The 23934-nt window shown below is 38.1% G+C and carries 18 protein-coding genes and 1 pseudogene; 16 read left to right on the top strand and 3 right to left on the bottom strand.

Features of this window, described 5'->3' with window-relative positions; translation table 11 throughout:
- Window positions 1–521 precede the first annotated feature (521 nt).
- Entirely contained in the window at window positions 522–1430 is a 909-nt protein-coding gene (locus ACEN36_RS04245) for an alpha/beta fold hydrolase (RefSeq protein ID WP_407126018.1), read from the top strand.
- Between the two features lie 351 nt (window positions 1431–1781).
- Here ACEN36_RS04245 and ACEN36_RS04240 read toward each other — a convergent pair.
- Together ACEN36_RS04240 and ACEN36_RS04235 are read right to left on the bottom strand one after the other, a co-directional pair.
- A pseudogene (locus tag ACEN36_RS04240) lies at window positions 1782–2219 on the bottom strand (IS3 family transposase); the annotation flags it as partial.
- Between the two features lie 213 nt (window positions 2220–2432).
- The gene (locus tag ACEN36_RS04235; protein WP_407126017.1) at window positions 2433–3371 is read right to left on the bottom strand and encodes an NADP-dependent oxidoreductase; all 939 of its coding nucleotides are present in this window, start codon (window positions 3369–3371) and stop codon (window positions 2433–2435) included.
- Window positions 3372–3542: 171 nt separating this feature from the next.
- Between ACEN36_RS04235 and clpB the strand changes: the two genes are divergently transcribed.
- On the top strand, window positions 3543–6158 hold the full coding sequence (gene clpB, locus ACEN36_RS04230; protein ID WP_407126016.1) for an ATP-dependent chaperone ClpB: 2616 nt from the start codon (window positions 3543–3545) through the stop codon (window positions 6156–6158).
- Between the two features lie 71 nt (window positions 6159–6229).
- On the opposite strand, the gene ACEN36_RS04225 is transcribed toward clpB, so the two are convergent.
- Window positions 6230–6412, bottom strand: coding sequence for a YjzD family protein (locus tag ACEN36_RS04225; RefSeq protein WP_407095309.1), 183 nt, complete (start codon window positions 6410–6412; stop codon window positions 6230–6232).
- A 212-nt stretch (window positions 6413–6624) separates the two neighbouring features.
- Between ACEN36_RS04225 and dnaE the strand changes: the two genes are divergently transcribed.
- From dnaE to ACEN36_RS04155, 14 genes are all read left to right on the top strand, one after another.
- The gene (gene dnaE, locus ACEN36_RS04220; protein ID WP_407101770.1) at window positions 6625–9954 is read left to right on the top strand and encodes a DNA polymerase III subunit alpha; all 3330 of its coding nucleotides are present in this window, start codon (window positions 6625–6627) and stop codon (window positions 9952–9954) included.
- Between the two features lie 191 nt (window positions 9955–10145).
- Complete coding sequence (gene pfkA, locus ACEN36_RS04215) at window positions 10146–11108, top strand: 6-phosphofructokinase (protein ID WP_407097611.1); 963 nt, start codon at window positions 10146–10148, stop codon at window positions 11106–11108.
- A 115-nt stretch (window positions 11109–11223) separates the two neighbouring features.
- Window positions 11224–12981, top strand: a complete 1758-nt coding sequence (pyk, locus tag ACEN36_RS04210; RefSeq protein ID WP_407101772.1) for a pyruvate kinase — start codon at window positions 11224–11226, stop codon at window positions 12979–12981.
- A 131-nt stretch (window positions 12982–13112) separates the two neighbouring features.
- On the top strand, window positions 13113–13991 hold the full coding sequence (locus ACEN36_RS04205; RefSeq protein ID WP_407101774.1) for a S1 RNA-binding domain-containing protein: 879 nt from the start codon (window positions 13113–13115) through the stop codon (window positions 13989–13991).
- A gap of 77 nt (window positions 13992–14068) precedes the next feature.
- A complete protein-coding gene (xerD, locus tag ACEN36_RS04200; RefSeq protein ID WP_407097614.1) occupies window positions 14069–14959 on the top strand; it encodes a site-specific tyrosine recombinase XerD in 891 nt (296 codons plus the stop codon).
- Window positions 14960–15041: 82 nt separating this feature from the next.
- A complete protein-coding gene (gene deoB, locus ACEN36_RS04195; protein ID WP_407126015.1) occupies window positions 15042–16211 on the top strand; it encodes a phosphopentomutase in 1170 nt (389 codons plus the stop codon).
- An 18-nt stretch (window positions 16212–16229) separates the two neighbouring features.
- The gene (locus ACEN36_RS04190) at window positions 16230–17051 is read left to right on the top strand and encodes a purine-nucleoside phosphorylase (RefSeq protein ID WP_407126014.1); all 822 of its coding nucleotides are present in this window, start codon (window positions 16230–16232) and stop codon (window positions 17049–17051) included.
- A gap of 176 nt (window positions 17052–17227) precedes the next feature.
- Complete coding sequence (gene lysA / locus ACEN36_RS04185) at window positions 17228–18547, top strand: diaminopimelate decarboxylase (RefSeq protein ID WP_407097623.1); 1320 nt, start codon at window positions 17228–17230, stop codon at window positions 18545–18547.
- A 59-nt stretch (window positions 18548–18606) separates the two neighbouring features.
- On the top strand, window positions 18607–18966 hold the full coding sequence (locus ACEN36_RS04180; protein WP_407097617.1) for a GNAT family N-acetyltransferase: 360 nt from the start codon (window positions 18607–18609) through the stop codon (window positions 18964–18966).
- A 72-nt stretch (window positions 18967–19038) separates the two neighbouring features.
- On the top strand, window positions 19039–19809 hold the full coding sequence (locus tag ACEN36_RS04175; protein ID WP_407097618.1) for a segregation/condensation protein A: 771 nt from the start codon (window positions 19039–19041) through the stop codon (window positions 19807–19809).
- Window positions 19802–20386 carry an SMC-Scp complex subunit ScpB gene (scpB, locus tag ACEN36_RS04170; RefSeq protein WP_407097619.1) on the top strand — a complete coding sequence of 195 codons (585 nt, stop codon included), beginning with the start codon at window positions 19802–19804 and terminating at the stop codon, window positions 20384–20386. The genes ACEN36_RS04175 and scpB overlap by 8 nt, the downstream gene beginning before the upstream one ends.
- 34 nt (window positions 20387–20420) lie before the next feature.
- A complete protein-coding gene (locus tag ACEN36_RS04165; protein ID WP_407097620.1) occupies window positions 20421–21140 on the top strand; it encodes a pseudouridine synthase in 720 nt (239 codons plus the stop codon).
- 237 nt (window positions 21141–21377) lie between these two features.
- The gene (locus ACEN36_RS04160) at window positions 21378–22100 is read left to right on the top strand and encodes a response regulator transcription factor (RefSeq protein ID WP_407126013.1); all 723 of its coding nucleotides are present in this window, start codon (window positions 21378–21380) and stop codon (window positions 22098–22100) included.
- Window positions 22101–22112: 12 nt separating this feature from the next.
- Entirely contained in the window at window positions 22113–23933 is a 1821-nt protein-coding gene (locus ACEN36_RS04155; protein ID WP_407126012.1) for an ATP-binding protein, read from the top strand.
- Window position 23934 lies beyond the last annotated feature (1 nt).

Raw genomic sequence — 23934 nt, 5'->3', positions numbered from 1 at the left:
CCATAAGTTGGGTCCTTTTTATTGGTCTTGGATAAGTCATCCAAGTTCAGTATAAAGGACTTTTTTGCATATTGGAATAGGATACATAACATTGTGAAACATATTATGTTTCATGCAACACTAGTGATCGGCTCTATTTTGTTTGTGATTATGCTTCCCATCATGAGTTGGCTTTTGTATAGAGAATTAAAAAAAATAGAGAGTTGCCCACCATATTATCTAAATGAACAGTTATTTAGTACCCGCTAATTATACTCGATTCTCAATCAAAAGCTGAAAAATAGAAGGTTAGGATGACAATGAACTAGCTTTATCGGGAACGAAGAGATTTTAATTAAGCTATATTCAAAAAAATAAACCGATAGTATTGCATGTGAGGATATTACCGGTTTGTTTTTTCACCTATTAGTATTCGTAAAAGACGACTAGAAGAATTATAATCAAAAAAGAGTATGGTGCTGTTATTCGCGAAACAATGTTTAGCATACAGCTTATGAGAAAATAGTCAGGAGTGTGATGGTATGCGAAAGACGCTCACCATTTCTTTCTTCATTATTTTATTCAGCTTGCTGAGTATAGGGTGCGGGAAGGAAAAAACGGAGCCAGTTAAAGAAAGCCGCACATCTGTTGTATCAAATTTAACGAATACTAGTGATGCTGTTCTTTCCAACAGTATTTCTCTAAACAGAAATCAGACAGCCATTCCGTCTTTGTTCATACATGGATATGGAGGAACAAAGGGGAGCTTTGATGGGATGTTGTCTCGTTTTGAATCCAACTATTTTGGAAAGAAGGTATTAACTGTAACTGTTCAGCCAGATGGAACTGTTTCTGCTACAGGGACTTGGGATGACCAGGTAGTCAATCCCATGATTCAGGTATTGTTTACGGATAATAAAAATAGTGAACTGAACCAAACCGAGTGGATCAAAGCTGTTTTAAGCTATTTAAATCAGACGTACCAGATTGAAGAGGTAAATCTAGTGGGCCACTCTATGGGTGGTGTGAGCAGTTTCCGGTATTTAATTACTTATGGAAAGGATGAATCGCTGCCAGTGGTCAACAAATTTATTGCGATCGGCGCACCGTTTAATAATTTTGTTTCAGGTAATGAAGAACAATCTATAGATGCATTGAATCAAAATGGTCCACTAGTCCTCAGTGAACGGTATAGTAACTATGCAGCTGGTATCCAAGATTACCCTAAAGCAACTAAAATGCTGAATATTGTGGGGGATTTAGAAGATGGATCAGAAGGAGATGGGACTGTCCCAAGCAGAAGTGCACTCGCCATTGGTTATTTAATGCAAATGAATGGATTAGAGTATCGAACTGAAATCATTACCGGGTCGCAAGCTCGCCACAGTCAGCTGCATGAAAATACTCAAGTGGATGAGCTTGTGGTGAATTTTTTATGGGATGGGCCATAAAAACACAATAAGGACAGTAGAATGTTGATATCCTACTATCCTTATTTTTGTGTTTTAGTTAGTAAATATAAACAGCTACTATTTCTAACTTTTCATTTAAAAAGACTAGTTAGTAATTTGATGGAGTCAATAATTCTGTTGTTGTTGCATCAGTAGACTGTCTAATCAAATTAGAATTTAACGTGATATTAAGTTCCTGCTTCTTTTCTATGGTGGTAGTAACTTCAGAATAGGGCAGGTTTACCTCATCAACCATGTCACTAAAGTTACCGTCTTGAAAAAGAACCCATAAAAGTTTCTTCATCATTTTGAAATGGACCCTATGTCAAGGACATTAAAAAAAAAGAGACCTTATGCAACATCCATAAAAAACTGCTTCCTGTATTGAGCAGGGGGCAATTTTTTTAGATTCCATTGTCCGCGTTCATTATTATAATAGTCAATGTAATTATCTACAATTGCTCGCAATCCTTTTAAATTTGTACACTCTTTATACTTCATTTCATCTTTCAAATGCCCAAAGAACGACTCTTGTGGAGCGTTATCCCAACAATTACCTCTTCTAGACATGGACTGCCCTAACTGATTAGCTGCCAACTTTTTATGAAATTTTGGACTAGTGTAATGGACACCTTGGTCTGAATGGATAAAGGCATCTGCGTGTAGCGTTGCGCCGTGGGCGCTTATTCATAAATCAACAGTATTTAAAGAAATATCCAGTTTTAGGTTATCAGACACATAATGAGATAGCACCTCTTTTGTCGTACCGTCTTTAATGGTCGATAAATAACCTATGAACAGAACAAAGGAGAGTATCAGAAAAAAGTTCAAGATTTTGTATCAGAGTATATATCGTAATTAAGCACGCCAACAGATTAGTGAATGGAACCATTATTAAAATAATACTTTTGAGCCATTAAAGAACCCCCGCTGAAGAATTTTCATTTCGAAAATTCTTCAGCGGGGGTTCTTATGCCCTAATCAGAATAACTCTGACGATTTTTATTTGCCTATCTGAACCACGATTTTTCCAACCACTCCGTGTTCTTCACTAACTCTATGAGCTTCACGCAGACCTTCCTCAGTAAAAGGAACAGTCTTACCAATGGTGACTTTCAATTCGTCATTTTTCATTAGTTCAGCTAATTCCTGCAATCTTTCTCCATCTGGTTCTAAGAAGAAATAGCCAGTCTTAATGCCTTTTTCAGCAGCTTTTTCTTCATCCGGCGGAGCAGCAATAGAGACTAATGTGCCGCCGCGTTTCAGCACCGAAAAACTCTTTTCTTGTGTTTCTCCACCTTGCGTATCTAGTACGATGTCGTAATCACTCAATAAGGTTTCAAAGTCTTGTTCTTTATAATTAATGAACTCATCCGCACCCATCGATTGAACAAAAGCTTCATTTTTTCCACTAGCGGTTGCGGCTACATAAGCGCCGAAATGTTTGGCGATCTGGATCGCTAAATGGCCAACACCACCAGAACCTCCATGAATTAGGACACGGTCGCCTTTTTTGATGTGTGCAATCTCTACTAACGCTACCCAAGCTGTTTGGCCTGTGAGCGGAATGGCTGCAGCTTCATCAAAAGAACTGTTTTCTGGAAGAGAACACACCAAATCCTCCTCAACAGCTACATATTCTGCATAAGTACCGGTTGGGTTGGTTTTAGGCCGTGCAAACACTTTATCTCCTGGTTGGAAAGCGGTCACCTGATTTCCAACTTTTTTTACGATCCCCGCTGCATCCCAGCCTAAAATGATTGGAAATTTATAAGGCAACATCTCTTTTAGATAACCTTCACGCATTTTCCAATCAACAGGATTGATGGAAGTAGCTTTTAACTCCATTAATACCTGGTCATCGTTTATTTCTGGAAGAGGTACCTCTTGTTCGACTAGTTCGTCAGCAGAACCGTATTGGTTGATAACGATTGCTTTCATAATGACATCCTTTCTATGAGTTTCTCGTAAGCTATCCGCTTGTATTTAGTATACACTTGTCATAGAATCTCCAAAAATAGTTTGTTTGAGCAATGAAAATGTTTGACCATTATTGACCAAAAGAGTAAAATAGACTTATAGTAAATCATTCAACTGAAAGTGGTGGAAAATATGGAGCTGAACAAATTAACAAGTACGATGCAAGAAGCCTTAAGCGAGGCACAACAGATCGCTGTGACTAGACAACATCAAGAGATTGACATTGCTCATTTATGGAAAATATTTTTGACACCAAATCATTTTGCAAAGAATATTTATGACCAAGTCGGCATCGATACGGATCAATTTGAACAAGTGATTGATCAGGAATTAGATAAAATATCGGTCGTTCAAGGAAGTAACCTTCAATATGGGCAATCGATGAGCCAAAATCTGTTTAACTTGATGACGGAAGCCGATAAAATCAGTGAGACCTTTCAAGATGAGTTTGTGTCTACGGAGATTTTTTTATTGGCCTTAATGAAACTTAAAAATCATTCACTGACGAAAGAATTAACGGCTCAAGGGCTGACAGAAAAAAACTTGCGCACTAAAATTGAAGAACTAAGAGGTGGGGAACGAGTGACTTCACAAAATCAAGAAGAAAACTATGAAGCATTGAAAAAATATGGGACTGATTTGATTGAAGCCGTTAAAAGCGGGAAACAAGATCCTATTATAGGAAGAGATGAAGAAATACGAAATGTGATCCGGATATTATCTCGGAAAACAAAGAATAATCCTGTCTTGATAGGAGAGCCGGGGGTAGGTAAAACGGCTATTGTAGAAGGACTAGCGCAACGCATCGTGCGCAGAGATGTTCCAGAGAATTTGAAAGATAAAACCGTTTACTCCTTAGATATGGGTGCTTTGATCGCTGGAGCGAAATACCGAGGCGAATTTGAAGAACGATTAAAAGCAGTTTTAAAAGAAGTGAAGAAAAGTGATGGACAAATTATCTTATTCATTGATGAAATTCACACCATCGTGGGAGCGGGCAAAACAGAAGGCAGCATGGATGCTGGAAACTTGCTGAAACCTATGTTGGCTCGTGGAGAGTTGCATTGTATTGGAGCAACGACGTTAGATGAATACCGTCAATACGTGGAAACGGATAAAGCGTTAGAACGTCGTTTCCAAAAAGTATTGGTTAATGAACCAACCGTTGAAGAAACCATTAGTATCTTACGTGGACTAAAAGAACGTTTTGAGATTTATCACAGTGTCAACATCCACGATAATGCTATTGTAGCGGCAGCAACCTTATCGAATCGCTACATTACGGACCGTTTTTTGCCGGACAAAGCCATTGATTTAGTTGATGAAGCTTGCGCAACCATTCGTGTGGAAATGAATTCGATGCCTACTGAACTGGATCAAGTCAGAAGACGTGTGATGCAGTTGGAAATCGAAGAAGCGGCTTTGAAAAAAGAGCAAGATGAAGCCAGCAAGCGAAGACTGGACATCATTCAAGAAGAACTGGCCGAGTTGAAAGAAGAAGCCAGTCAATTGCAATCGAAATGGGATGCTGAAAAGAATCAAGTAAATCATTTAAGAGATAAAAGAGAAAAATTGGATCAGTTACGCCATGAATTAGAGGATGCTGAAGGACGTTATGATTTAGAACGTGCAGCCGTCTTGCGTCATGGAGAAATTCCAGCGCTTGAAAAAGAATTGAAAGAGTTGGAAGACAGCCAAGCTCAACTCGATTCGAATGTGAATCGTTTAGTGCAAGAATCGGTTACGGAAGAAGAAATTGCCTTAGTCGTCGGTAGATTGACTGGTATTCCGGTTAATCGATTAGTCAAAGGCGAACGCGAAAAACTATTGAATTTGGCGGAGAATATGAAATCAAGAGTGATTGGCCAGGATGAGGCAGTAGAGAGTGTGACAGATGCGGTTATTCGAGCACGTGCAGGTATCCAAAATCCAAATAAACCATTAGGCTCATTCTTATTCTTGGGACCAACCGGTGTAGGAAAAACCGAATTGGCTAAAACTTTGGCTGAAAACCTGTTTGATTCCCAAGACCATATGGTGCGTATTGATATGAGTGAGTATATGGAGAAACACACCGTTTCCAGATTAGTCGGAGCACCTCCTGGTTATGTAGGGTACGAAGAAGGTGGGCAATTGACGGAAGCTGTCAGAAGAAGTCCGTATACGATTATTTTATTGGATGAAATTGAAAAAGCTCACCCCGATGTGTTTAATATCTTACTGCAAGTGTTAGACGATGGACGATTAACGGATTCTAAAGGTCGCGTAGTAGACTTTAAGAATACCGTCTTGATTATGACCAGCAATATTGGATCAGGTTTGCTATTGGACGGAACCAATGAAAAAGGCGAAATTGCGCAACACACGAAAGATGAAGTGTTGAACTTGCTAAGAGCCAGCTTCAAACCAGAGTTTTTAAATCGGATTGACGATACGATTCTATTTGCACCATTGAATTTTGAAGTCGTGAAGAAAATCGTGTTGAAAATGACTAAAGACTTAGAAAAACGGTTGCTACAGCAAGAGATCAGCTTGGATATCACGGAAGAAGCCCAATCTTGGATCGCTGAAAAAGCGTACGATCCAGCCTATGGAGCGCGGCCTTTGCAACGGTATCTGACAAAAGAAGTAGAAACGCCGATTGCCAAACAAATTATTGCAGGAACAATTTATCCTGGAGCGACAGCTGTATTAACTGTCAGAGAAGAGCATTTGGCCGTTGAGGTTGCCCAATTAGATTCAGAATAAGCAAAAAAGAAGCCGGGATTTAAATTCCGGCTTCTTTTTTTTGAGATGATTTCATTCAGTTGAATAGTAGATTAATGTTGTGTTTCTGGAGGTTTCGGAATAGCAGAAGTCAATAAGATAACCAGTACTGCACTCAATAAACCAATTAAAGTAGCTGTGAAAAAGGAATAAGTTCCGCTGGTTAAAGAACTTCCGATGTAATTCACTACTTGTCCTAAGCAAAATCCCCAAAATAATGTTGCGATATATTTCATGGTATCAACACCCTCTTTCTTCATCCTCATTCTACCACTTTTTTTTAAGAATGAAAGTAAAAGCTGATGATTTTTGAGGAGAATTTGCGGTTTTCCTCCACTTCAGAGTATAATAAAGAAGTGTGCAATTCGAAGACGAATCTTAGTAAAGAAGAGATGCAGTAATACATAATTGTAAAAAGGATTCAAACTTATGAAGAGGAGGATACCGGATGTCTTTTGTGCAATTACAGGTGAATAGTGCCTACTCATTGCTTCAAAGTACTTTATCTGTTGAAGAACTAGTCTTATCTGCTAAAGAAAGAGGCTATGAAGCTCTAGCTTTGACCGATCAAAATGTACTTTATGGAGCCGTCGACTTTTATAAATTGTGTCTCAAACATGAGATTAAACCCATTGTAGGGCTGACACTTGAAATGATGGGATCTGTCCAATCCGATCAAACATTTTCGCTGGTCTTACTAGCTGAAACAAACCAAGGTTATCAACAGTTGATTTCGTTGTCTACGAAAAAAATGCTGTCTCCTGATCAGCCTTTCTCTTTTGCAGAATTGGCCCCTTATATAGAAGGATTGATTGCTTTATCACCAGGAGAAACAGGGGAAATCGAACAATTATTGTTAAATGGACAATTTGATGAAGCTGGAACAGTGGCTAGGAAATACAAAGAACTATTTTCAGCCGATCAATTTTTGATCGGTATCCAACTGCACGAAGACTTGTCGTCGATCAAGGATCAGTTAATTCATTTAACAGAGGAACTAGCGATAGAGACGGTCGCTTTGAATGATGTGCGTTATTTAAATCAAGAAGATGCATTCAGTTTAAAAGTACTTCGATCGATTGATAAAGGAGAACAGCTGACAAGCCAAGACGGAACTTTATTTGGTACGCGCAATTTACCAGAATGTTCAGCGATGGAGCAGCAATTCAGAGAAGCTGGTCTAGAAGAAGCAGCTCAAAATACAGCTAAGATAGCTAAGCGTGTTGCAATGGACATCCCTTTGCAGCAACGATTGCTGCCTAAATATCCGATTGAAAATGGAAAAGCTACGACAGCTTACTTAGAAGAGTTATGTCAAAAAGGGCTGAAAAAAAGAGTTCCACATGCAGATGACCGCTATAAAAAACGATTGGCTTATGAATTGAGTGTGATTCAAAAAATGGGCTTTGAAGATTACTTCTTGATTGTTTGGGATGTCATGGCTTACGCTCATCAAGCTAAAATCGTTACTGGGGCAGGCCGAGGATCCGCAGCTGGTTCTCTCGTTTCGTTTGTACTTGAGATAACAGATGTAGATCCTATACGCTACAACTTGCTGTTTGAACGGTTTTTAAACGAAGAACGATACAATATGCCGGATATCGATTTGGATTTTCCCGATAATCGACGAGATGAAGTTTTACAATACGTCAAAAACAAATATGGAAAAGACCATGTCGCACAGATTATTACATTCGGTACGTTGGCAGCAAAAATGGCACTTAGAGATACGGCCCGTGTATTTGGGTTGAAACAAGAAGAGTCTAACCAATGGTCAAAAGCGATTCCTAGTCAGCTGGGCATTACTTTAGAAGAAGCTTATCGACAGTCTTCTGCTTTACAGCAGCTGGTCAATAAGAATAATCAAAATCAATTGATGTTCGAGACAGCTAAAAAAATCGAAGGGCTGCCCCGACACACTTCCACACATGCGGCAGGTGTAGTGATCAGCGACCAGAAGCTAGAGTCTGTTATTCCGCTTCAAGAAGGCAGCAATTCAATAGCATTAACACAATATCCGATGGGAAATGTAGAGGAAATTGGTTTATTGAAAATGGATTTTCTAGGATTGAAAAACCTGACGATTTTAGGAGAAGCATTGAAAATCATTCAACAAGACACCGGAACACCTCTCCAGGCTCAAGACATTCCGATGGATGATCCAGAAACACTGAAATTGTTCCAACGAGCAGATACAGTAGGGATTTTCCAGTTTGAGTCTGGTGGTATCAAAAATGTATTGCGAAAACTCCATCCCGAATCGATAGAAGACATTGCAGCGGTCAATGCTTTATATCGTCCAGGTCCAATGGAACAGATCGATGTATTTGTCAAACGGAAGAAAGGCGAATTGCCGATTGAATATCCGCACGAAAGTTTAAAAGAGATTTTAGAAGTGACTTATGGAGTAATGGTTTATCAAGAGCAAGTTATGCAAGTGGCTTCTAAAATGGCAGGGTATTCTTTAGGACAAGCTGATATCTTACGCAGAGCTATCGGGAAAAAGAAAAAAGAATTGATTGATGCTGAAAGAGTCCATTTTGTAAAAGGGGCTAAAGAACAGGGGTACGCTGAACAAGACGCTAAAAAAGTGTACGATTATATTGAACGCTTTGCCAACTATGGTTTTAACCGTTCCCATTCGATCGCCTATTCTTTTATCGGGTATCAAATGGCCTATATCAAAGTGCATCACCCACAAGCTTTCTATATCGCGCTGTTAAATTCAGCGCTGCACAATACCACTAAAATGAAAGATTATTTGTTGGAAGCGAAAAAAAGGAAAATCCCTGTATTTAATCCAGACATCAATCAAAGTTATTCGCATTTTACCAAAAAAGGATCCGGCATTCTCTTTGGTTTAGCTACTATAAAAGGATTGAGAAGAGACTATGTGTCTGAAATCATCCAAAAGAGAAGAAATGAAGGATCGTATAAAGACTTTATTCATTTTTTGAGAAGAATGGATACGAAGTGGTTGAAAGAAGAATTTATCTTGCCGTTGGTTTATGTAGGAGCATTTGACGACTTCCAATATTCCAGAGGGACGTTGATCCATTCACTGGAAAATATTCTGACAAGCGTCAAATTCAGCGGTGACAATGTAGGACTGTTTGATGTATTGCAGCCTAAGTACGAAGAAGCTCCTGACATGACTGCAGCTGAAAAATTGGAAGCAGAAAATACGTATTTAGGAGTGTATTTGTCTGGACACCCTACTGAAAAATACGATGATTTGCGCAAAGTAAAACAAGCTTCTTACATTAAAGATCTGGTCAATGGAAAGACCGCAAAACTAATCGGACAAGTAAAAGAAATCAAAAAAATCACCACTAAAAAAGGTGAACCGATGGCTTTTGTAGAAATCAGTGATACTTCCGGAGACATCTCTTTGACATTGTTCCCAAAAGTTTACCGTAAATACATCCAATCGCTCGAAAAAAGCAAAGTGTTGTACGTGGAAGGAAAGGTAGAAGCCAGAGCGGGACAAGGTCTGCAGGTCTTGGTACATCAAATACAAGAAGCCGAGAAGTTGGAAGAAAACCGAGAGACGAAAAAATGTTTTATTCGCATAGAAGAGACCAATGAAGACAACGCTACTCTAAACCGATTACAAGAATATTTAGCAGATTATCCAGGTGCGATTCCGGTTATTTTATATTATGTCAAGACCAATAAAAAAATGGGATTGCAAGAGAAATTTTGGATAAAAAATTCTCCAGAACTCGTAAAAGCAGTTGAAGATTTATTAGGCAAAGGAAACATTGTGATCGAGTGAGATTAAAATATTCTAAAAAATGAAAAATATCTGAAAAGAATAACAGAATTCATAAGACAATTTATCTGAAAAATGGTAGAATGTCCTTGTTGGCTTATTTATGTATAAATAAATATCACATTATTTATACAGGATCATCTTTATATTTATATTTTTTGTTTACTATAACTTTTATGAGGTGAAAGTGGAATATGAAACGTATCGCTGTTTTAACAAGTGGAGGAGACGCTCCTGGAATGAACGCAGCTATTAGAGCTGTTGTTCGTAAAGCTCTTTACGAAGGAATGGAAGTTTTCGGAATCAATTATGGATATGCTGGCTTAGTAGCTGGAGATATTCGTCAATTACACCATAACGATGTAGGAGATATGATTTCTAGAGGGGGTACTTTTCTTTATTCAGCACGTTATCCTGAATTTGCTACTGAAGAAGGGCAATTAAAAGGGATTGAACAATTAAAGAAATTTGGTATCGAAGGCTTAGTAGTTGTTGGTGGAGACGGTTCTTATAGAGGCGCTCTTGCTCTTACAAAACATGGGTACCCAACTATTGGTCTTCCAGGAACAATCGACAACGATATTCCAGGAACTGATTTTTGTATTGGATTCGATACTGCTATCAATACTGTTTTGGACTCTTTAGATAAAATTCGTGATACGGCTACTAGTCATGTTCGTACTTTTATTGTAGAAGTTATGGGACGGAATGCTGGAGACATCGCTCTTTGGGCAGGCGTATCTGGTGGAGTAGAACAAATCATCATTCCGGAGAAAGAATTTGACATGGCTGAAGTAGCTGCTAAGATTACTGAAGGCCGTGAAAAAGGGAAAAAACATACGATTATTATCCTTGCTGAAGGGGTAATGAATGGGAATAATTTTGCAGAAGAATTGTATAAATTTGGAGATTTCCATGCTCGTGTAACTGTTTTAGGACACGTTCAACGTGGAGGATCGCCTACTGCCAGAGACCGCGTTTTAGCTAGCCAATTTGGAGCTAGAGCTGTTGACTACCTAAAAGAAGGTATGGGCGGACTTTGCTTGGGAATCGTGAACAATAAAATGATTGCTTCTGATATCGTTACAACCTTGGAAAAAGGAATACACCAACCAGATGTTTCATTATACAAACTAAACCAAGAAATTTCTAACTAAAGATTTCTTCAAAAAGTGGATTTACTTATTTTTCTGCGGTAAGATAAATAGTGAATCCAATAATCATGTGTATAAAATTTAAAAAGTTAAACTAATAAGTTAGGAGTTTTGAATAATGAAAAAAACAAAAATTGTTTGTACTATTGGACCAGCAAGTGAGTCCGTAGATTATTTAGTAAAGATGATCGATGCAGGAATGAACGTTGCACGATTAAATTTCTCACACGGGGACTTTGAAGAACATGGAGCAAGAATTAAAAATATTCGCGAAGCTTCAAGAATCACTGGGAAAATGGTTGCTCTCTTATTAGATACAAAAGGACCAGAAATACGTACTCACAACATGAAAGAAGGAAAAGTAGTCTTTTCTACTGGAGAGGTTGTACGCGTTGCAATGAACGAAGTTGAAGGAACACAAGAAAAGTTCTCTGTAACTTACGCTGAATTGATCAACGATGTAAATCCTGGTTCTCACATTTTATTAGATGATGGTTTGATCGATTTATTGGTAACTGATATTGACATGGACAACCAAGAAATTGTAACGACTGTACAAAATGCCGGAACATTGAAAAACAAAAAAGGTGTAAACGTACCAGGCGTTTCTGTTAACCTTCCTGGTATCACTGAAAAAGATGCTGCTGATATCCGTTTTGGTTTAAGCCAAGATATCGATTTTATTGCAGCAAGTTTCGTACGTCGCGCTACTGATGTATTAGAAATCACTCAAATTTTAGAAGAAGAAAACATGACTCATGTTAAAATCATCCCTAAAATCGAAAGCCAAGAAGGCGTAGACAATATTGACGAAATCTTAAAAGTTTCTGATGGTTTAATGGTTGCTCGTGGAGACCTTGGTGTAGAAATCCCAACGGAAGAAGTTCCTATTGTTCAAAAAGACTTGATCCGCAAATGTAATGCTTTAGGTAAACCAGTTATTACAGCAACACAAATGTTGGATTCAATGCAAAACAATCCTCGTCCAACACGTGCTGAAGCAAGTGACGTGGCAAATGCTATCTTTGACGGTACAGATGCAATCATGTTATCTGGTGAAACAGCTGCTGGAGATTACCCAGTTGAAGCTGTTCAAACAATGGCACGTATCGCTGTTCGTACTGAAGAAGCATTAGTAAACCAAGATTCATTCACATTAAAAGCTTACGACCAAGGCGATATGACAGAAGCTATTGGACAATCTGTAGGATATACAGCCCGTAACTTGAACATTGATACTATCGTTGCGGCAACTGAATCAGGACACACAGCTCAAATGATTTCTAAATACCGTCCAAAATCTACTATTGTAGCAGTTACTTTCTCTGAAAGAACTATGCGCGGATTAGCTTTATCATGGGGTGTTTACCCAACAGTTTCTGAAAAACCAGAATCCACAGACGATATGTTCAACTTAGCTACAGGTATTGCTCAAGATAAAGGGTATGCTAAAGAAGGCGATTTGATCATTATTACGGCTGGTGTTCCAGTTGGAGAACGTGGAACAACTAACTTGATGAAAATTCAAATGATCGGTTCTAAACTAGTACGCGGACATGGCGTTGGTAATGAATCTGTTATTGGTAAAGCTGTTGTAGCTTTAAACGCTCAAGAAGCTAATGAAAAGAGTGTAGAAGGTTGCGTATTAGTAACTAAGACTACAGACAAAGATTACTTGCCTGCTATCGAAAAAGCTGCTGCAATTATTGTTGAACAAGGTGGTTTAACAAGTCATGCTGCAGTAATTGGGATTGCTATGGGAATTCCAGTTATTGTTGGTACAGAAGATGCAACTAGTGTTATTTCTGACAATGAATTGATTACAGTAGACTCTCGCCGTGGTATCGTATACCGTGGAGCTACATCTGCTATCTAAGTTCATTCAAGCAATAAAAAAGGCAACTCTCAGAAATCTACTTTCTGGGAGTTTTTTCGTTTTAATTTGTATTTTACATAATAAAATTATGGTAAACTAAAAAAAGAAAAAACTTTAAGGAGTGTATAACTATGAATCAATCATTAGGAACAATTATTACGGGAATCGTAACCGATATTAATGACAAAGCTTACTTTGTGCAAAAGAGCGGTATTACTTATGAGCTGCCAAAGACGGAAACAACGTCATATGAACTTGGAGATGCTGTAGAAGGGTTTGCCTATGTTTCTTTAAACAAGGATTACAAGCTAACTCAAGATCTTCCTAAGGTACAAATCGGACAATATGCTTTCAGCAAAGTTATTGATGTACGCAGAGACTTAGGTGTTTTCGTGGATATTGGATTACCCGATAAAGAAATTGTTGTTTCGCTGGATGAATTGCCGACAGAAAAACAATTATGGCCTAAAAAAGGCGATCAATTATTAGTAACCCTTCGCGTGGATGAAAAAGACCGGATGTGGGGCGAATTAGCGGATGAAGAATTTTTTGTTTCATTGTCAAAAAAAGCTTCGGAAGAATTAGTCAATAAAGACATTAAAGGCATTGCTTACCGTTTAAAAGTTGTTGGAACCTATGTGTTGACAGAAGGCAATCATTTAGGCTTTATCCATCCTTCTCAAAGAGATGCAGAACCCAGACTAGGAGAAGAAATTTCTGGTCGTGTCATTGGAATCGGACAAGAAGGAACCGTCAATATTTCCTTAAAACCTAGAGCCCATGAAGCTATTCCTGAAGATGCGGCTATGTTGTTAGCCATCTTGGAACGTTCAAGAGATGGCAGCTTCCCATATACAGATAAAAGTTCTCCCGAAGAGATCAAATTGCATTTTGGAATCAGCAAAGGCCAATTCAAGCGCGCTATCGGAAACTTATTGAAACAACGAAAAATTGTTCAAGTTGACGGTGAAACACGCTTAGTAAAAAACGATTCAGCTGAACAGGAATAATGTTTAGACCGAATAGCGCACTTTTTGAAAAAGGAATTAAGAACCGACCTTTTTAAGCGGAATGGAGCGGATTTTAAGTGAAGGAAGATTTAGAAGAATACATCCGTTATTTGAGGATTGAACGTGGCTTAGCGGATAACACTATTGAAAGCTACAACAGAGACTTAAAACAGTATTTGGATCATTTAGCAAAAGAAGCCATAGACGATTGGCATCAAGTGGATCGGTATACGATATTATCTTTTCTACAGCACTTAAAAGAGCTGAAGAAGTCTTCTGCTACCGTTATTCGAATGGTTTCCAGTTTAAGAAGATTCCACCAATACTTGAAACAAGAACAACGGTCTTCTGTTGACCCGATGCTGCATATTGATACTCCAAAAAAAGCACAGACCTTACCAAAAGTGTTGTCGATGACAGAGGTCGAAAAAATGATTGAAACACCAAATGTGGATGAAGTTTTAGGCCTGAGAGACAGAGCTATTTTGGAAGTCATGTATGCGACAGGCTTGAGGGTATCCGAGTTGACGGAATTAAAAATGGATGATCTGCATTTATCTTTGGGGTTGATTCAGACCATTGGAAAAGGGGATAAAGAGCGGATCATTCCAATCGGTGATCTGGCTATCAAATGGATCGAAAACTATCTGAAGTATAGCCGAAGAAAACTAGAAAAACCGGATAAGAGAAGCCCTTATTTGTTTTTGAATCATCACGGAAGAAAATTAACTCGGCAAGGCATATGGAAAAACTTAAAAGCTTTAGTAGAAAAAGCTGGAATAGAAAAAGAAGTGACACCTCATACATTGCGGCATTCATTTGCGACACATCTGCTCGAAAATGGGGCTGATTTAAGAGTGGTGCAAGAGTTACTGGGGCATTCGGATATTTCAACTACTCAAATTTACACACACATTACTAAGCAGCGGATGGCAAAAGTATATAAAACCTATCATCCAAGAGCATAAAGACAGCGAAAACTCTCGATATTTTATCCGTTTTCATCTATAATTGGAGTGTCATACAGATAAGTTATAAGGAGGAATTATGTTGGAATATAAAAGAGTACATTTGATCGTAATGGATTCAGTAGGTATCGGAGAAGCTCCCGATGCTGATAAATTTAATGATGTAGGCAGTGACACATTAGGTCATATTGCTGAAGAAGTTGGGTTAAAGATCCCCCATTTAGAAAAATTAGGACTGGGAAATATTCGTCCTTTAAAAGGTGTTCAAAATATAGCTGACCACCTAGGTTACTACACTAAACTAGAAGAAGTATCTGTCGGAAAAGACACGATGACTGGACACTGGGAAATCATGGGATTGAATATCCAAACACCTTTTAGAGTATTTCCAGATGGTTTCCCAGATGACTTGATCCATAAAATCGAAGAACATACAGGACGTAAAATCGTTGGGAACAAACCAGCTAGTGGAACAGAGATTATTGATGAATACGGCGAACATCAAATGAAAACAGGTGATTTGATCGTTTATACATCAGCAGATCCTGTTCTTCAAATCGCAGCTCATGAAGAAGTCATTCCGTTAGAAGAATTGTACAGCATTTGCGAATATGTAAGAAACATTACTTTAGAAGATCCTTACATGATCGGCCGCATCATTGCCCGTCCATACCTAGGAGAACCAGGAAACTTCACGCGTACCAGCAATCGTCATGATTATGCGTTAGATCCATTCGGCAACACCGTCTTGGATTCCTTAAAAGATGCTGGAAAAGATGTGATCGCAATTGGTAAAATCAATGATATCTATAACGGACAAGGCATCACAGAGTTTGTTCGTACCAAGAGCAATATGGATGGCGTAGACCAACTATTGAAAATAATGGATAAAGAGTTTACCGGGTTAAGCTTTTTGAATCTAGTAGACTTTGATGCAGCTTTTGGTCATCGTCGTGATGTAAAAGGTTACGGTGAAGCTATTGAAGACTTTGACGGACGAATGGAAGAGATTCTTGGCAAATTGAGAGAAGACGATTTACTGTTGATTACAGCAGATCATGGAAATGATCCTACAGCACCAGGAACCGATCATACACGTGAATATGTACCATTATTGGCTTATTCTCCATCAATGAAACAAACAGGAGAAATGACTCAAGGACATTTTGCAGATATTGGAACCACTATTGCAGAGAATTTTGGTGTGCCTAGCACAGGATTTGGCGAAAGTTTTCTCGATCAATTAAACTAAACTATTCAGGAGGATATTATGACTCAAACCATGCAAGAAAGAATTACAGAAGCAGCAGCTTACATTAAAGAACAAGGGGTAACTCAAGTAGATGTAGGATTGATTCTTGGGTCAGGGCTTGGAGAATTGGGCGAAGAAGTAGAACAACCTGTTGCGATCCCTTATGAAACGATTCCCCACTTCCCGGTGTCTACAGTTGTGGGACATGCTGGACAATTAGTATACGGTACATTAGGCGGACAAATGGTGTTAGCTATGCAAGGAAGATTCCATTACTATGAAGGGTATTCGTTGGAAGAAGTGACTTTCCCGGTTCGTGTGATGAAAGAATTAGGTATTCACTCTGTTGTTGTCACGAATGCTGCAGGTGGAGTCAATACATCATTTGAACCTGGCGATCTAATGATGATCACAGATCAAATCAACTTCACAGGCGTCAATCCTTTGTATGGCCCTAACGATGAGAATCTAGGACCGCGTTTTGCAGATATGAGTCATGCTTATGATGCGGAATACCAAGAAATAGTGCGCAAAGTAGCACAAGAGCAAGGTATCGCTTTACAAGAAGGAGTTTACATGGGCTTTTCTGGTCCAACCTACGAGACGCCTGCAGAAATCAGAATGGCTCGTACTTTTGGAGCAGATGCAGTTGGAATGTCAACTGTACCGGAAGTAATCGTAGCAAATCATGGTGGATTAAGAGTCATGGGTGTTTCTTGCATCACTAACTTAGCTGCTGGCATGCAAGCTAACCTGAATCACGAGGAAGTGGTTGAAACCACTACTCGCGTAAAAGAAACATTCAAGTCTTTTGTAAAAGCTATTTTAGCGAATATGTAAATCCGCAACAATTTTAGAGGGGTACAAAATCAGCAAGGTGTTAGATCAAAATCACTATTTGATCTAACACCTTCCTATTTGCACAGAGCCAAGCTGTTGTTTAGGCACGTTGTGAAAAACCGTATATTATGATACAGTATCTAAAGTATATTAAGGGAGTAAGGGGTATGGTAAAGATGAATGAAAATATGTTGACTGGAACAATGAAAATCAATGCTGACAATCATTTAGAGATCGGCGGAGTCGATACAGTGGATTTAGTCCAAAAATACGGTACTCCCATCTATGTTTACGATATTGCACGAATAAAAGCACAAGCAAATGAATTTAAAACAGCTTTCGCAGATAAAAATGTCACTGCACAAGTCGCTTATGCGAGTAAAGCTTTTTCCTGTTTAGCCTTGTATCAAATCTTAGCTAAAGAAGGCGTTTCATTAGATGTGGTTTCTGGCGGAGAATTGTATACTGCTATCCAAGCGAAATTTCCAAGTCATAAAATCCATTTTCATGGGAACAATAAGTCTGAAGAAGAAATACAAGCTGCATTAGACTATCAAATCGGCTGTTTTGTAGTAGATAATTTTTATGAATTGGACCTATTAGATAGGTTGACGCGGAACTGTGAACAACATACGAAAGTTCTTATTCGAGTTACACCTGGAGTGGAAGCTCATACGCATGAATATATATCTACTGGTCAAGTGGATTCAAAATTTGGATTCGATATGAATAGTGGACAAGCCGAACGGGCTCTTCAATTGATTTCCAAAATGCCTTATCTTGAGGTATTAGGGTTACATAGCCATATCGGATCGCAAATTTTTGAGACGGACGGCTTTAAAATGGCTATCGAACGACTATTCAGCCAAACTAAAAAGTGGCAGACAGATTTTGGTTTCGAGTTGAAGGTGCTGAATCTCGGTGGCGGATTTGGTATCCGTTATGTGCCGGAAGATGAACCTCTAGCTATTGAAGAACATGTAAAAGCGATTATTTCGGAAATGGAGTCCAGTACAGCACGCTTAGATTTGCCTATACCAGAAATTTGGATCGAACCAGGCCGAAGTTTAGTGGGAGATGCAGGAATTACGTTGTATCAAACAGGTTCACAGAAACACATTCCAGAGGTGAGAAATTATTTGGCTGTGGACGGAGGTATGTCAGATAACATTCGTCCAGCCTTATATGATGCAAAATATACAGGTATTTTAGCAAATAGAGCCGGTGCCCCTGTCGATGACGTGTATTCCATAGCAGGAAAAGCCTGTGAATCAGGTGATATGCTGATCTGGGATTTACCGTTGCCTAAACCGGCGTCTAAAGATATTTTAGCTGTTTTCAGTACAGGTGCATATGGCTATGCAATGGCAAGTAATTACAATCGTATTCCTCGCCCGCCAGTGGTTTTTGTCGAAAATGGAAAAGACTTCTTGGCAATTAAACGCGAAACGTATGCAGATTTAATGAAATTAGAGCAATCTATTGTATTAGAGTAATTTTTAGATACTGTAAAAAAGCTGTTTGTTCAAGCTTTTTGAAACATCAGGAGGATAATATGTTAGTAGGCTATAAGAAAAACTATAAAAAAATCACGATGGGATTATTATCGTTTATTCCAGACTTAAAAGACATTCAACGATTGAATGATGAAATGGAATGGTATGAACGAGAAGAAAACCGGCAACTGTACTTGTGGTCAAGTGAAGAAACAAGTGATTTTATTGGAGTAATAGGGGTAGAAGCTGGAGAAGAAATGGTATTGCTTCGTCATATTGCTATCAATCCTTCGTATCGTAATGAAGGGATTAGTTTTGATATGTTAAATGCTTTAGAAGAAATGTATCCAAATCAAAAAATTATCAGCACCTTGGAAACAGGTCAAATCGTTGCGAAATGGGAATTAGAAAAGAAATGATGAGAAATTAGGGGGGATTTATGTTCCAACGTTGGAATATGGAAAACCTAAAGTATAAGGAGGATAACATCAATGTCAGAGATCACTATAAAAATTGATGTTTTCGAAGGACCTCTGGATTTATTGCTGCATTTAATACAGCAATTAGAAGTAGATATTTATGATATTCCAATTGCGGAGATCACTTCTCAGTACTTGGCATACGTCCATACAATGAAAATGTTGGAACTGGACGTGGCAGGAGATTATTTGATCATGGCAGCCACTTTAATGGCCATAAAAAGCAAATTATTATTGCCGAAGCCGGATTTAGATGAAGAGGAAGATTTCTATGAAGAAGGAATAGATCCAAGAGAAGCACTAGTGGATCAATTGTTGGAATATCAAAAATACAAACAAGCGGCTTCTATGTTGAAATCAAAAGAAGAAGAGAGAAGTCTTTATTTTACAAAAGAACCCAGTAATTTAGAAGATTATCAAATCGATATTGAACTGGAGCCGGAAAAAGTTCAAGTGATCGATTTAGTTTTGGCATTTCAAGAAATGTTGTCTAAAAAGAAACTAAAAGCGCCAGTTCAGACTAGAATTGTTTCTGAAGAAGTGACTTTAGAAGAAAAAATGGACACCATCATTCATAAAATAAAACGTCACGGGAAAAGCAACCCGATTTTATTTTCAGAATTATTTGATTCTGGTGACCGAAATGAAATTGTACTGACTTTTTTAGCCTTATTGGAATTAATGAAAGGCAAAGAAATTGAGATCCAGCAGGAGAAAGCATTTGAAGAAATCAAGATTTTTTCAACGGATTCAGAACGAATAGGAGCGAGTATACATGGATGAAGCGGCAATTGAGGCATTGCTTTTTGTTGCAGGAGATGAAGGTTTGTCTTTAGAAGAAATTGCCTCCTTATTGGAAACCTCAACCCAAACAGTCTATGCTGAGTTAATGAAGTTGCAAGAAAAATACAAAATCAGTGAAAGCGGTTTGACTTTATTGGAAGTTGGAAACCGATTTGAATTAGCTACCAAGAAAGAGTATTCGACGGTTGTAAAAAAATATGCTGCTTCTCCTTTCGCTACAAACTTATCCCAAGCTGGACTAGAAACCTTGGCTATCATCGCTTACAAACAGCCAATCACGCGAATGGAAATCGATGAGATCCGTGGTGTGCAGTCTAGTGGATCTTTACAGAAGCTGGTTTTAAGAGGATTGATCAAAGAAAGAGGACGAGTGGAAACTCCCGGTCGTCCAATTCTGTATGGAACAACCGATTATTTTATGGATTATTTTGGGTTGAAAAAACTGTCAGAATTGCCGGATATAACTGAACTGGACATGGAGAATGAAGAGAAAGAAACGGATTTGTTTTTTGAACGTTTCAATGAGCAGTTCAATGATGCCATGAACAATCATTAAATAGAATCGTATAAAAAATAAGGGGTGAAAACGTGTGGAAAGATTACAAAAGGTAATGGCACATGCGGGCGTGGATTCACGACGCAAATGTGAGACTTTAATTACACAAGGACGTGTAAAAGTAAATGGAAAAGTAGTAACTGAGTTGGGCGTTCAAGTCAATCAAAGTGATTTGATCGAAGTGGACAATATTCCAGTTGATCGGGAAGAACCTGTATACTTTTTATTGAATAAACCGAGGAATATGATTACAGCCGTTTCAGATGACAAAGGAAGACCAGTCGTAACGGATTTATTTTTTGGTGTTGAACAACGCATCTACCCTGTGGGCCGCTTAGATTATGATACTACAGGTGCACTGATTCTGACCAATGATGGAGAATTTTCTCAATTATTGATGCATCCAAAACATGAGATAGAAAAGGTCTATGTGGCTAAAGTAAAAGGCTTGATTCAACGTAAAACATTGCGTCAACTTGAAAAAGGTGTCGTGATTGAAGGGAAAAAGACTGCTCCAGCCTCAACGAAATTGTTGTCTTCAAATGTTGAAAAACAAACTTCTATTGTACAGATTACTATTCATGAAGGTAGAAATCGACAAGTTAAAAAGATGTTTGAAGCAGTAGGGCATCCCGTTCAAAAATTGACTAGAGAAGCCTATGGAAATCTAAATTTAAACGGACTTAACTCAGGGGACTGGCGAGAATTAAAACATTTTGAAGTTCAGCAATTGCGTGAATTAGCAAAAGATTAGTCAACTCTGCTAAAAAGCATTCGCTTTTTGATTTTTATCAAAAGCGAATGTTTTTTTTGAACAAATTGTGTCTTAGGTATGTTATGATTAATTTATGCTTTTTAATAAGAAAATGTAAGTGCTGCCGAATTGGAGTTTATTCAATTGGATGAAAGCGAATCAGTTGATTAAGATACTTTACGTTCTGTATAATGAACTCAATAAAGTATACACTTGGCGAAAGGGTGTAAGATTATTATGAATAATGAAACAGTAAATATACTTGTAGTGGATGATGAAGACCGTATTCGTCGTTTGTTGAAAATGTATTTAGAACGCGAAAACTATGTGGTCTCCGAAGCATGTGATGGTGAAGAAGCTTTAGAAATGGCTTTAGAAAATGATTACGATTTGATTTTATTGGACTTGATGATGCCGAACACGGACGGTATTGAAGCAGCAGAAAAGATCAGAGAAGAAAAAGCGACACCTATTATGATGATCACTGCTAAAGGAGAAGAAACGAACCGGATCCAAGGGTTTGAAATTGGAGCAGATGATTATATCGTTAAACCTTTTAGTCCTCGTGAAGTGGTTTTAAGGGTCATTGCTGTATTGAAAAGAACACATGTGGAGAAAAAAGATGAAGAGGATTCCGATGTGATCACAACGCCTCATATCGAGATTGACAACCGGTCGCATACCGTTTTTGTCGACAAAGCTGTTATCAATCTTACACCAAAAGAATATGATCTTCTGCTTTATTTAATGAAATCTCCCAATCAAATTTTCGGTAGAGAACAATTATTAAGAGAAGTATGGAAATACGAGTTCTTTGGTGATTTAAGAACGGTTGATACCCATATCAAACGCCTAAGAGAAAAATTAGCCAAACAATCTAAAGAAGCATCAAAAAATATTGTAACGGTTTGGGGTTTGGGGTATAAATTTAATGCGTCTCCTGAGGACTCAGAAAAGTAGGTCGAGAAGTAAATGAGAGTAACCAACATTTCTACAAAAATATGGCTGATTATTATGGGGATCATAGGATTGTTTTTTTTTACATGTATCTTGTCTTTTCGTTCTTTGTACAATCAAAGTATAGAACGGCAATACATCACAGAGTTTGAAGAAACGATTCTGGAAATAGAAAACTATGTTGAAACAAATCCACAGCTGTTCTTAGAGCAGCTCGATAATATTAATAATGCCAGTATGCATATTCAATACAGAGTATTCAACAATGAGGATTTAGCTCAGCAAGTTGATTTGAATAACCTTGGTTTAACGGATTTTCAACAAAAGGTGATTGAAGATCCCAAAGTACTGACTATTTTAAAAGAAAGAGATGACGCACAGATTGTTCAAACGGTACGTCAAGAAAACCGTTTAAAAGCTCCTTTTATTCTGCGTTTATATAATTTTGAGGCAAATCAACAAGACATGCTGCTCATCTCTTTCGGAGATTTATCCTTCCTGAATGAAATGCAAAGCAGTTTTAGAGATTGGATAGCGATTATCATCGTATTTTATTTGATTATTGGAGTCTGGTCGTTTTATTATTTGAGGAAACGTCTAGGTGAACCTGTGACTGAACTTCGAGATATTGCTTTTGATTACGCTACAAATGATTTTAGTCGAAAAGCTCAAGTGAGGCATAAAGACGAATTGTCTCAATTAGGTTTAGCAATGAATAAAATGGCTCGTTCTTTAGAAACCAGCGGTGCAGCAACAAGACAAGAAAAAGAGTTACTGGAAAATATCGTTACCAGTATCACCACCGGGATTTTATATTACAATCAGGATAAAACTTTATTGATGTCCAATCCCAGTGGAGAAGAGTTTTTAGAAAACTCCGAACAAGGGTATTTACCAGAAGACATTCGAGTACCAAGTTTTTTACAAAAAAAAATCGAAGAAGTGATTTCAACTTCAGAAAAAATACATTTTGAGCATATTGCCAATGATTATTATTATGAAGTCTACATTATCCCTTTGTTTGATGAAAATATTGAAAGTGTACGGGGTGTTCTGGTTTCTGCGCAAGATGTCACTCAAGAACGGCGTCTGGACACTATGAGGATCGATTTCATCAACAATGTTTCTCACGAACTGCGGACTCCTTTAGTGATGATCCAAGGGTACAGTGAAGCAATTGTAGACGATATTGCAGAAACAAAAGAAGAAAAACAGGAGATGGCGAAGATCATTGGAGAAGAATCACGCCGAATGAATCGTATGGTCAATGAAATGCTTGACTTATCAAGAGTAGAGTCCGGGTACATTACCCTAGAAAAGACCAAGGTCAATCTTCCGCAATTCTTCAATCAATTGTTCTCACGATTCAGTACGATGGCTTCCAATGGAAATGTCGCTTTGAGTTTAGACATACAGCCTGATTTAGAAACGTACATTATGGATAGAGATAAAATGGACCAAGTTTTTGTCAATTTAGTAAACAATGCTATCCGTCATACGATTATGGCTGACCGAGAAAAAGGACAAGTTAAAATCAAAGTATATTTAGATGTTATCGTGGATGAAGTTCTTATGGAAGTACAAGATAATGGAACAGGCATTCCCGAAGAGGATATCCCCTTTGTTTTTGAACGATTTTATAAAGCGGACAAGTCTAGAGCTACTCAAAGAGATAACCGTATTGGAACGGGAATCGGCTTGTCATTGGTCAAAAATATTGTAGAAGCACATGAAGGCTATGCAGAAGTGAAAAGTGAATTGGGCAAAGGTTCCAGTTTTATTGTTCATATGCCTTACATTGATGAAAATGAAATTGATATTGAGGAAAATAAGTAAT

Source organism: Desemzia sp. FAM 23989 (assembly GCF_045528345.1).
Classification (GTDB): Bacteria; Bacillota; Bacilli; order Lactobacillales; family Carnobacteriaceae; genus Desemzia.
This window is presented reverse-complemented; position numbering and strand designations above follow the sequence as displayed.